The 11,878-nt window shown below is 38.8% G+C and carries 11 protein-coding genes; 2 read left to right on the forward strand and 9 right to left on the reverse strand.

Going from position 1 to position 11,878, the window contains the following annotated elements; translation table 11 throughout:
• Nucleotides 1–25: 25 nt before the first annotated feature.
• The 8 genes from PLANO_RS11840 to PLANO_RS11875 form a co-directional block, all read right to left on the reverse strand.
• Nucleotides 26–997 carry an ATP-grasp domain-containing protein gene (locus PLANO_RS11840; RefSeq protein WP_038704649.1) on the reverse strand — a complete coding sequence of 324 codons (972 nt, stop codon included), beginning with the start codon at nucleotides 995–997 and terminating at the stop codon, nucleotides 26–28.
• 32 nt (nucleotides 998–1,029) lie between these two features.
• Entirely contained in the window at nucleotides 1,030–1,542 is a 513-nt protein-coding gene (locus tag PLANO_RS11845; RefSeq protein ID WP_052124317.1) for a GNAT family N-acetyltransferase, read from the reverse strand.
• Between the two features lie 37 nt (nucleotides 1,543–1,579).
• The gene (locus tag PLANO_RS11850) at nucleotides 1,580–2,206 is read right to left on the reverse strand and encodes a sugar transferase (protein WP_038704650.1); all 627 of its coding nucleotides are present in this window, start codon (nucleotides 2,204–2,206) and stop codon (nucleotides 1,580–1,582) included.
• 3 nt (nucleotides 2,207–2,209) lie between these two features.
• Nucleotides 2,210–3,322 (reverse strand): DegT/DnrJ/EryC1/StrS family aminotransferase, encoded by a 1,113-nt coding sequence (locus PLANO_RS11855; RefSeq protein ID WP_038704651.1) that lies wholly within the window; start codon nucleotides 3,320–3,322, stop codon nucleotides 2,210–2,212.
• 42 nt (nucleotides 3,323–3,364) lie between these two features.
• Nucleotides 3,365–5,206, reverse strand: coding sequence for a polysaccharide biosynthesis protein (locus PLANO_RS11860; RefSeq protein WP_038704652.1), 1,842 nt, complete (start codon nucleotides 5,204–5,206; stop codon nucleotides 3,365–3,367).
• Between the two features lie 124 nt (nucleotides 5,207–5,330).
• Entirely contained in the window at nucleotides 5,331–6,098 is a 768-nt protein-coding gene (locus PLANO_RS11865; RefSeq protein WP_038704653.1) for a tyrosine-protein phosphatase, read from the reverse strand.
• A 47-nt stretch (nucleotides 6,099–6,145) separates the two neighbouring features.
• Entirely contained in the window at nucleotides 6,146–6,847 is a 702-nt protein-coding gene (locus tag PLANO_RS11870; RefSeq protein WP_038704654.1) for a CpsD/CapB family tyrosine-protein kinase, read from the reverse strand.
• A 2-nt stretch (nucleotides 6,848–6,849) separates the two neighbouring features.
• Entirely contained in the window at nucleotides 6,850–7,572 is a 723-nt protein-coding gene (locus tag PLANO_RS11875) for a YveK family protein (RefSeq protein WP_038704655.1), read from the reverse strand.
• 179 nt (nucleotides 7,573–7,751) lie between these two features.
• Between PLANO_RS11875 and PLANO_RS11880 the strand changes: the two genes are divergently transcribed.
• A complete protein-coding gene (locus PLANO_RS11880) occupies nucleotides 7,752–8,537 on the forward strand; it encodes an SGNH/GDSL hydrolase family protein (RefSeq protein WP_038704656.1) in 786 nt (261 codons plus the stop codon).
• A gap of 14 nt (nucleotides 8,538–8,551) precedes the next feature.
• Complete coding sequence (locus PLANO_RS11885; protein ID WP_038704657.1) at nucleotides 8,552–9,475, forward strand: LCP family glycopolymer transferase; 924 nt, start codon at nucleotides 8,552–8,554, stop codon at nucleotides 9,473–9,475.
• Nucleotides 9,476–10,694: 1,219 nt separating this feature from the next.
• Here the strand turns inward: PLANO_RS11885 and PLANO_RS11895 are convergent.
• On the reverse strand, nucleotides 10,695–11,855 hold the full coding sequence (locus PLANO_RS11895) for a glycosyltransferase (RefSeq protein ID WP_038704659.1): 1,161 nt from the start codon (nucleotides 11,853–11,855) through the stop codon (nucleotides 10,695–10,697).
• Nucleotides 11,856–11,878 lie beyond the last annotated feature (23 nt).

Below are 11,878 nucleotides of genomic sequence, written 5' to 3' on the forward strand. Positions count from 1 at the left end.
ACCCTTACTCAAATAAACGTTGTTGTTATTTAATTATCTTTACTTCATTAAACTTCATCATATAAACACCCTCATCATATTTACCAGTAACATCTACATTCCTATAACCCTGGACATTATTAATAATCATCTCAGGAACGTTTGCCCCGCACTCATACGCATGAGGAAATCCTCCGCCAAATCTTGGGTTAACTTCAGAAATGTAATATTCCCCATTAACTTTAAAAATATCAATATCGATAATCCCTATAAAACAAGCTTTTTTCACAAAATCGGAGATTAACCTGAAAAGCATATCATTTTTTACCGAAACCGATTTATCTGTTTCTCCAGCTCTCATTTTCAGCTTTTCTTTTATAAATATTGAAACAGGTTCTTTGGAGATCATATCGATATAAACATCTGCTCCATATTCCGCTCCATCCATAAACTCCTGAATCATTAAATTATCAAACTGGCTAAATAGCACCTTAATTTCATTCTTTGTTGTTACTTTGCTAATATTAATACTCGCACTGCCTTTTACAGGCTTAACGAATACCGGAAAACCGATGTCTCCAGTTTCTAAATCATTGTAAAACTGGTCTTCGTTTATATAGCTTTTTACAGTTTGAAAATTATTTCGAACCATAAATTCAAACATTTTGTATTTATCAAAAGACATCTCAATAACGTCAAGTTCTGAAACAATTGGTAATGTTCCAATATCTAAAAATGCTTTCTTATTTTCAGCAAGGAAACTTAACTCCGGATCGACCAATGACAAAACAGCTTTTATCTTATTTTCTTCACAAATTGACAGTATACGCTCTAGATATCCTTCATCATCCAGTCTGGGAACGATAAAATATTCATCTGCTTCATATAGAGCGGGAGCTAAACTGCTACAATCCGTAGCCATAACTAAACCTTTACTATTCAATTCTTTTTTAAAATACTGCACTATTTTATTTCTTGTTCCGCAACTTAATATTAATATATTCAAATCTTTATCCATATAGCTATCCTCCATAATCACTTAAAAATATTTCAAATGAATTTTTCCATTAATACTAGATTTTTATATTCACCTTTTATGAATCGTTCTTCTTTATATTCACCAATCTTTTCATACCCTAAAGATTCCCATAATTTAAGGGCAGCTTCATTATCAAAAACTACATTTAATTTGATTTTTCTTAAATTCAAGTATTCTTTAGCAAATTTCTCGATTAATTTACAAGCCTCTTTACCATAACCCTTGCCTTTAACACTTTTACCTCCTATATATATACCAATCTCACAAGTTCTGTGTATATCTTTTATATCGTAGATACCAACCATTCCAATTGCTAACTTTTCCATATCACAAATAATAAACCGTTTATTATTGCCCGTAGTATCAATTAAAGAATCCATCCACTTTTCCTGTTGATCGACAGATGTTGGCATGAATCCACCACCTAAATATTTATATGTGTCTTCATCATTTTTCCACTCATTTAGAATTAATAAATCACTTTTTTGTATAGGTCTTAAAAAAATATTTTCACCTTTAATCAAACTCTCACCTCATTTAGTTGAACTTATAAAATGAAAATTAAAGAGAATTACTATTCTCCTTATCTTTTTCCATATAAATATTATCGGATTTAAACAGTTTAGAAAAAGTTTTAAATAATATTTTAATGTCAAACCATATATTAAAAGAATCAATATATTTGTTATCTACTATGATACGATCATCCCAACTGACTGAATTTCTCACAGTCACTTGAGTCAACCCTGTTACACCAGGCTTCATAATAAATCTTTTTTTTGCACATTCAGGAAAGTTTTCATACCCTTTATAAGGGAAGTAGGTAACAGGAGGGCGCGGACCTACTAAACTCATTTCCCCACTTAAAACGTTAAATAATTGAGGCAACTCATCTAAGCTAGTTGCTCGTAAAAATTTCCCCACCTTTGTAATTCTATTATCAGCTTTACTTTTTACTGATAATCCATCCCCAATATTCTCTGCGTTCACAACCATCGTTCTATACTTCAAAATTCTGAATACAGTTCCGTTTTCCCCTATTCTTTCTTGTTTAAAAAAAACAGGTCCTGTCGATGTCAATTTAATCGCAAGAGCAATAATAAGAAGAATTGGAGAAATTACTATTAGTCCTATAAGACTACCTAAAAAATCAATTATTCTTTTTATAAACAGATTAAAAGTTCTCATAGCTTATTTCCACAACTCTCGAATAATCTCCACAACTCTCTTCAATTGCACATCTGTAATCTTCGAATCACTTGGCAAACAAATTCCGTTTTCAAATAACTTCTCAGAAACGTCTGTACCTACATAATCGTGCTTCTCAAAATAAGGCTGCAAATGCATTGGCTTCCAAACTGGACGAGACTCAATGTTCTCTTTTTCCAAAGCTTCCACTACTTGAATTGGGCGAACCTTTCCAGTCAACGTCATAGCACTTAACCAATGGTTCGGCTGGTCCCATTCATTATTTGGCATGAATTCTACACCTTCAAGATCTTCCAGGTTGTCTTTGTAAAAATTATAGATGTAATTTTTCTTAGCCACTCGATCGTTTAAGACTTTCAGTTGACCTCTACCGATTCCAGCAACTACGTTACTCATGCGATAGTTGAAACCTAATTCGCTGTGCTGATAATGTCTTGCTTGATCTCTAGATTGAGTCGCCCAAAATCTAGCCTTTGCAATGCGCTCTTCGTTGTTAGAGACAAGCATACCGCCCCCAGAAGTGGTAATGATTTTATTGCCATTAAAGGAAAAAATCCCATAATCGCCAAAAGTGCCTGTGTGCTGCCCCTTGTAATAAGTTCCTAAAGATTCTGCAGCATCTTCAATTAAAGCAACATTGTGTTTTTTACATAACGCTACGATTTTATCCAAATCTGCAGATGCCCCATATAGATGAACTAATAAGACTGCTTTCACTTGTGGGTACTTTTCAAAAGCTTCTTCTAACGCTTTTGGAGACATGTTCCATGTTTCGTAATCACTGTCAATAAACACCGGAATAGCATTTTGATAAATGATTGGGTTCGCTGTTGCTGAAAATGTTAACGTTGAACAAAAAACGATATCGTCTTTTTTTACTCCAGCCGCTATTAGCGCAAGATGAATTGCTGCAGTACCAGATGATAACGCAGCTGCGGCTTTAGAGCCGACTTTAGCTGCTAATTCCTCTTCAAAGCCATTGACGTTTGATCCAAGTGGCGCAATCCAATTGGTATCGAATGCTTCTTTAACAAATTGTTGCTCGTAGCCTTCATCGCTCATATGAGGGGATGAAAGTAAAATTCGTTCTGCCATTTTGCTTGCTTCCTTTCTCGTTCCATCCATCTTCAGTATCAATTAATTTCTTATTTTTAAATCTTCTTTATCTTTTAACGCCACATTCTTCCGATTAGCCAACCCAACCAAAACATCCTTAACCTCATCGTTAGGCATCTCAGGCAACTTCTCGAGCAGATAAGTCAACTCACCCTCACTAACCGGATTCGCTTTCCCAATATAAATCTTCGGAAACACCTGATCAGTCTGGATTTCATTGTCATTCAACAACTCTTCAAACAATTTCTCCCCTGGACGAATACCAGAAAAGTTAATGCCAATCTCGCCTTCTGCGTAACCAGACAAGCGGATCAGGTTTTGAGCCAAATCAACAATCTTCACAGGTTCACCCATGTCTAAAACAAACACTTCGCCACCTTCAGCTAAAGTTCCAGCTTGAATAACTAATCGTGAAGCTTCTGGAATGGTCATGAAATAACGAGTCATGCGTGGGTCTGTTACAGTAACCGGACCACCTGCTGCGATTTGTTTTTTAAACAGTGGAATAACTGAGCCACGAGACCCAAGTACATTACCAAAACGCACCGCTGCGAATTTCGTATCGCTGCGTTTAGCTAAGTTCTGAACAATCATTTCCGCAAAGCGTTTTGTCGCACCCATAACGTTTGGCGGGTTAACGGCTTTATCCGTTGAGACCATGACAAAATTGCCTACACCGTTCATATGAGCTGCTTCAGCTACGTTTTTCGTTCCATAAACATTATTCTTTACAGCTTCCATTGGATTGCTTTCCATAAGAGGAACATGTTTATGCGCTGCTGCGTGGTACACAACGTCTGGTTTGTATGTATTCATAATATCCATCATGCGCGCACGATCTTGAACGTCTGCTATAATAGGGATGATTTCGGTATCAAGTGCGATTTTTTGACGCAATTCCATATCGATCAAGTAAATCGAATTTTCACCATGTCCTAAAAGTAACAGCTTTTTCGGTCCAAAGCGTGCGATTTGACGGGAAATTTCTGAACCAATCGAACCACCCGCTCCGGTTACCAAAATCGTTTTACTTGTTAATTGGCTGGCGATTTTGTCCATATCTAACTTAACTTCATCACGCCCTAGCAAGTCTTCAATTTTGACATCTTGAATGTCCGTCACCGATACTTTACCGGTCATAATGTCTTCAATAAGTGGTATGGTCTGCGTCCGGATACCGGAATCCATACATGTTTTGATGAGCTCAGCCGTTTCTTGCTTACCGAGAGAGGGGATGGCGATGATGATAGTATCGATTTGGTTATCTTGCGCGATTGCGGCTACTTCTTTCGTATTGCCATGAACAACACGAACGCCGTAAATATCAAGACCTTGTTTGTTTTTGTCGTCATCGACATATAAGACAGGCAATAACCCGTTTTCAGGATTGGCTAATAATTGGCGAGCAACTAAGCTACCTGCTTTACCAGCTCCGACGATCAATGTACGTTTCAACTCTAAGCTTTTCGGTTTAAATTTATTGTCTCGAAATAAGCGCCATGACAAACGTGAGCCGCCAATGAGCAATAGATGTAACATCCACGTGATAAGTAGTGCTCGGAATAAAACGTCACCTCTATATGCGTATTGCACAACACCAATCACAACAATTGACCAACTAACGGCTTTAAATATTGAAGTGAGTTCTCCGATTGAGGCATATTCCCATACTTTGCGGTACAAGCCGTAATACATAGCCAGCGCATGGTGTGCGATAAAAATGGTTAATGCACTTGCCAATAAAAATTGATTTTGCAGCACATCTTGATACGGGTTCAATAGGTAATAGCCAACAAATATTGAGAAAAAGACGATAAGCGAGTCGACGATTACTAATAGAGAGACGCGGTTTTTCAGTGACATAGGGTCAATCCTTTCAACGTCCAGTACTTTGGACTTATCTGAGTAAAAATCTTTACTCATTCTAACATACTATTTATGGTAAATGTAGATTTTAAAAAACAAAATAATACTTTTTTAACATTTCTTACGCAAATAGATTCCACCATTTCCCTATGGAGATGTCATCAGGCTCTAATACATGGAAATGCTCATCCAACAGGATGCGCTCGTTATTTTCCAAGAAAATATCAACCATGTCATGATTATTTTTCTTTTCTAAGTAATCGAGCCCTTTGTTAAATAGGAATGGTCGTTTATCGAGACTGTGGACATCCGATCCATACACATGGATTAAATTGGCATCGATTAAGCTCATCGCGGTGCGTTGAATCGCTTTGCCAAAACTGCCAGCAACCGATCCTGCAGTGACTTGCGCCATTGCTCCGTGAAGCAATAACTTTTTAAGACGTTCTGGTTTTTCAATAATGCCTTGATTGCGTTCAGCGTGAGCAATAATCGGTACATAATTGCGCGTAATCAATTGCTGAATAATCGGTACGGAGTAAGTTGGAATACCAGATGAAGGCAGCTCTAGTAATACATAGCGAGATCCCGCTAAAGTTAATGCTTCTTTTGTGTCTAATCTGTCAGGTAGTTTTTCACTTAATCGACATTCTTGTCCACTATAGATGGTAAGTGGCAGCTGTTCTTCAGCAATCCATGCGTTAACAAGTTCTAATTGTTTATTTAAAGCAGCGAGATTCGTTTGAAAGTTTGGATGAAAAGCGTGCGGAGTTGCAATAATCCCCGTTAATTGTTCCTCAACAGCTTTTTCTAACAATCGCTTTGTTTGGTCCATTGTTTCTGCACCGTCGTCAAGACCAGGCAAAATATGAGCGTGCGTGTCGATCATTATTCCGTCCCCTTTGCAAAGGAAAAAAGTAAAAAGGGATGTCCTTTTTACTCCGTGTTCCCGTAATATTGATAATAATAATTGTCTTTTGGTAATTCAAAATTGTTTAATACAGCGCCGATCAAGCGACTATTCGAAGATTCAATGGCTTCTTTTGCTTTGATCGCCATGTCTTTCTCAGTATTCCCAGAACTCAAAACAAGAATGGTTCCTTCACATTTGTTCGCTAAAATTTGTCCATCCGCTACAGACAAAACAGGAGGTGCGTCAAAAATGATCAAGTCATACATATTTTTTAATTGTCCGATTAAAGTATCCATTGACTTTGAAGCTAACAATTCTGCCGGGTTCGGTGGAATTGGTCCACATGTCATTAAGTCTAAACGGTCAACCGATGTTGTCCGTATCACTTCTTGAAGCGAGCTTTGACGCGTCAACACACTCGATAACCCAATCGTATTCCCCATTCGGAATGTGTAGTGAGTGGTTGGTTTACGCATATCGCCGTCGATTAATAACACCTTTTTTCCTTCTTGTGCAAATACAACCGCTAAATTGGCGGCAGTTGTTGACTTACCTTCTGAAGGTGCGGCTGAAGTAATTACCATTGTATGGATTTCTGAATCTGGTGATGAAAAATTTATATTGGTACGTAATGTACGGAACTGTTCAGATACAAACGAACGCGGCGTTGTGAAAGCGATGAGTTTACGCGCAGTTTCCTGCAGGACTTTTTTCTTTCTTGCCATGTTTATCCCGCCCTTCTCTTCGATGTTGGAGTTTCTTCTAGTTTAGCTTCTTCTTTAATTGGTGAAATCACACCAAGTAATGGAATGTCCAAAATTTCTTCGATATCTTGTTGGTCTTTAATCGTTGTATCTAAGTATTCAAGTAAGAATGCAATCCCTACACCAAGCATTAATCCAATTACAGCTGCAATCGCCATGTTTAACATTGGGTTTGGCGCAACAGGTGTTGGATTTTCTTTCAAGACAGCTCGAGACAAAATTGATACGTTATCAACGCTCATCAAGTTTTGAATCTCCGTTTCAAATACTTTGGCAGTAGTGTTCGCAATATCTACCGCTAATGCCGGGTCTTCATCTTGTACCGTGACATCCACTACTTGAGAATTCTCTGCAGTCGCAACGGTGATCTTACTGTTCAATTGGTCTGCAGACAGATCAAGTCCTAATTGGCTTGCTACTTCATCTAAAATTGCCGGACTTTTAATAATAACTGAATATGTATTGATCAATTGCAAATCGGTTTGGATGTTTTGGTTTGTCAATTGGGCAGCTTCTGACTGTTCCTGATTAACAAGAATTTGTGTAGAAGTCTGGTACATCGGTGTTAATACTAAAAACGACACAACGCCAGCGATCGTAATCGCTATAATGGTCATAAGCATGATTAACCCCGCCCGTTTTTTCAGCGTTTTAAAGAGGTCTTGTAAGCTAATGGTTTCTTCCATTTGGTGATTATCTCCTTTTATTTCATATTATTATCATTTTAATTCATAAACAACATAAAATAGTATAGCATAGGAGAGAATCAAAAGAACTTCCAATTTTAAAAAGTTTAGTAGGCTATTAGGATGATTTATGCTATCTTTATTTGTAAGTATCGGTGCTTTTTGAAAGGAGTATTCTCATGAATATGTATAAAATCGGAGCTTCCCTCGCTGTTATTATTTGTATCATTGCCCTAGTATTTAGCTATTTAGCGTGGCAGGACAAGCTAGAAAATGTATTAGGTGAACCCGAACAAGTAAAGGCTGAGTCTGTGGACACAGTGAAAAAAGAAACAGAGAAAGTAAAAAATGACGATTTTGTGAACATCGATTCGTTAATCGTTAACATGGATGCAGATGTACAACAAGTATTTACGGACCGCAACGATCAAGGTGAAGCTTTGAAATTTCTTATCGCGGGCTCTGCTGCCTTAGAAACAGGTGACCCTGGGTATGCAGAACGCTTACAAGATTCGTTAGAAGAAGCTTATGGAGATTTTATTGCTGTCGACATCGTTACTATAAAAGGAACTTCTGAATCATTAGCAGATGTGGATCTTTCAACAGGCTATGACGTCGTACTTCTTGAGCCTATGACATTGATGAACAACGACCGCATCGCCATTGAACAAGAACGTGAGCATATCAACGAATTTAATGAGCGTTTGTCTGACGAAGTAGAAGATGCTGTATTGGTTCTTCATCCGTCTCAACCGATTTATGGTGCTGGTTATTATTTAGCACAAATCGCAGCATTAAAAGAATTTACGCAAATTTATAGTTACGATTATATCGATCACTGGTCTTCATGGCCTGATACGGATAACGAAGTGTTAAAAGATCATTTGGCTGAAGATGGATTGCCAAACAGCAAAGGCGCAGAATTATGGGCAGAAGAACTGGAAGCGTATTTTATCGCTAACTAAAAGGGGAATTTTAGATGGGCAGAAAAGCAAGAGGCACAAAAAAGAAGAAATGGCCATGGGTTCTTGGCATACTTGGAGTTATCGTTATTGGTCTAGCTGTTTACCTATTCACCATTTACAATAGCTTTACGAATACATTAGAAGAAATACATGAACCAATTGAGCGTGAAGCATCAGAGAAACGGACGACTGACCAAGAAGTGGACTTAAATGATCAAGATCCTTTTTCTGTATTGCTATTAGGTGTCGATGAGCGCGAAGACGATCGCGGTCGGTCAGATACAATGGTTGTTATGACGATTAATCCAACAGATAAATCAACGAAGATGGTGTCGATCCCTCGTGATACATACACGGAAATTGTTGGACGTGGCACGACGGATAAGATTAACCACGCGTATGCGTTTGGTGGCATCGAAATGTCGATGGCAACTGTCGAGAACTTGTTGGATATTCCAATTGATTATGTGCTGCAAGTGAACATGGAAGGCTTCCAAGATATTGTTGATGCAGTTGGTGGCGTAGAAGTGAACAACACATTGGCGTTTGATGAGTTTGAAAAAGGGACTCTAGAGCTAGACGGTGAAGAGGCATTAGCTTATGTTAGAATGCGTAAGCAAGATCCTGAAGGTGATTTTGGTCGTCAGAATCGCCAGAAGCAAGTGATTCAAGGGATTATGAAAAAAGGTGCATCTGTGAATAGCTTGTTAAACTATAAGAGTATTTTTACGGCATTGGGTGATAATGTGCGTACGAATATGACGTTTGATGAGATGATGGATGTGCAGTCGAATTACCGTGATGCGATTGGTACGGTTGACCAGATGATGGTTGAGGATGGTACTGGCGAGACGATTAACGGGATTTGGTATTATATGATGAATGATGCGGAGTTGGCGGAAATTCAGTCGACGTTGAAGACGCATTTGAATATGTAAGATTTGTGAGCGTGGTCCTGTTATGGGATTGCGCTCTTTTTGTTGGAGTAGTTAGTGCGGGGTTTTTGTGTCGCTTCGCTCGCTTTGGGCATGGCTTTCGCATTAAGCCGAGAAGTGCACTCGTCTTATTGCTTCGCCTAGCCCTCGGCGCTCCTCAGCTTGGGTGTTGTTTTGAAACCAGCGCACATACTTTTTGATTTGTAGAAAGCGAAGTAGATTCTAGAGTCGCTCGGCCACGGTGATGCACGCGCCTTCGCTAGGAGTAACTTTAGTGGCTTTGCTAAGCTTTCATGTTTATACATGAACTTTTAACGTTTTTACCTTAACTTCTTAACTCTTTACATGAACTTTTTTGATCTTTACCTGAACTTTTGACGCTTTAAATAGGATTTGTTATCACACTGTGTATTAAGGTCAATTTCCCTATAGGTGTCTAGTTATAAAAAGTGACACTTAGAAGAAAGAGCGGAATTCGGCGACTCCTGCGGAACAACGTAGTGAAGAGACCCCGCAGGAGCTTGCGACGAGGAGGCTCAGCGCTGCGTCCGCGGAAAGCGTCCGAATGCAGCGATTTCTTCTTATTGAGCCTATACCAGTTTGCTAGATTGCCCGCGGGCAACTGGTACCGCGACGTCCTGTCGCACCAGTTGCATGACCCACATCCTGTGGGCCCAAAGCGTCCGAATGGAGCGATTTCTTCTTATCTAGAACTCTCTTCCACTTATTTCAACCAAACAAAAAACCCGCTCCAGTATTTCATGAGCAGGTTTGATCGCATTAATTTATTGGATGAGTTCGCGTCTGGAAAGGGAGATTATTTTTTTTTTGCAATTTGCGAATTTGAGTTTTTTTAAGTCGTATAAGTTAACAAAGTATATGACCGCCTGTCTTGGTATCCCAAGCTTCTTTGCGCTTACTGATGGCCCTAGATCTTCGTTGACATAAAGATCTTTAATGACTTCTGATATGGCTTTATTATGGTGTTTTTCTACTTTTTCTTTATAAGAGTCATACCCTGCCATAAACCATTCATCTCACTTTCGTTTGTTTTTTATAGGTCTGGTGCATCGCTAGTTATTTATTATTTTAATTATAATACTTTTGTATACCAATTACTAGTCATAATGTCACATTTATTTGGGTGATTTTTTGGTAATTGTATTGCAGATTAATATATTTTCTTAAAGCAGATTTTTTAATAGGTAATTTAAACTATATTCTAGTGTAAACGAAATGCGAATTGATTGAATTCGGCTTCTTTAATAAAGTTCTCCATCACGTGATCGCTTTCAAATTCATTGGCTTTGATGCGCTCTTTTTTCGAAATCTTATTGTATTCTTCTTTGCTCGACAGGAGCTTCATAATATGGTCTTCGACACTAAACAATTCGCTCGTGTCGGAGAAAGAATCTCCACTTTCGTATGGTGGCAATTGGTGAAGAAAACCTTCCGTTAGTCCGAAACGGTCATTTACTTTGCCGACGATTCCTGGAATGCCACATCCTGCTGCTTGAATAAGCGGAACGCCCATACCGACAAAACAAAATGTGTTTTGCAATGCTTCTTTTTTGTCGTTTGCGGTAAATTTCGTGTGCATGAAGATATGATTACGCGCCGGAGAGTTGGCGATTTTCTTACGTAAGCTTTCTTCTCCTTGCCCTGAACCGTAAATGTGATACGTAAATTCCGGGTCGACTTGGATCAAGCGTTCCATCATGTCGATCATGTAATAGTTATAAGTGCGAAAACGTGCCAATTGACCGATCGAGACAATACGGCGTGATTCGTAATTACCTAATGGATTCATCGCTGTGCAGAAATCCAGTGGCAGTGGGAAAATCGCATTTCCTAGCGGTCGTCCGATGGCATTTTCTGTTCTTTCTTTAATCGCTGGATTCATGAACATCAACTTTTGCGCAAATTTTGGATCGATCAATTTTAATGCGTTGACCGCTCCACCTTTTCCTTTTTGCGCGTAGCTATCTGGCGAATAAACACCCGACATGCGCTTTTTGGCTGGCAATAGGTAAGACAATAAGAACGACATCGGTCCAAACGAATACACCAAGTCAAATTTTTCTTCGATCCGCTTGCTCAACATTTTTGTCGCCATCCACACGTTTACCGCCGGATCACTATTGTCTTCGTCTACCACAATTGTGACCCCCTCAAGCGATTCGAGTTCACGCAATAATGGTCCCCCGCTGCTATACAAGAACAAAGTCACTTTATAGTCGCGCGCACTAAACCATTTCACCATTCGCACCACTAGCATTTCGATGCCACCCGGCTTCATGTTTTTATGAATCAAAGCAATCGACTTGATCGACCCTTTTGGTTTTTCAAAATCGAAGAAATTAGCATTATTAAATGTAATCATGTCTCCACCTCATCCACTGGTTT

The organism is Planococcus sp. PAMC 21323, assembly GCF_000785555.1.
Taxonomy (GTDB): domain Bacteria; phylum Bacillota; class Bacilli; order Bacillales_A; family Planococcaceae; genus Planococcus.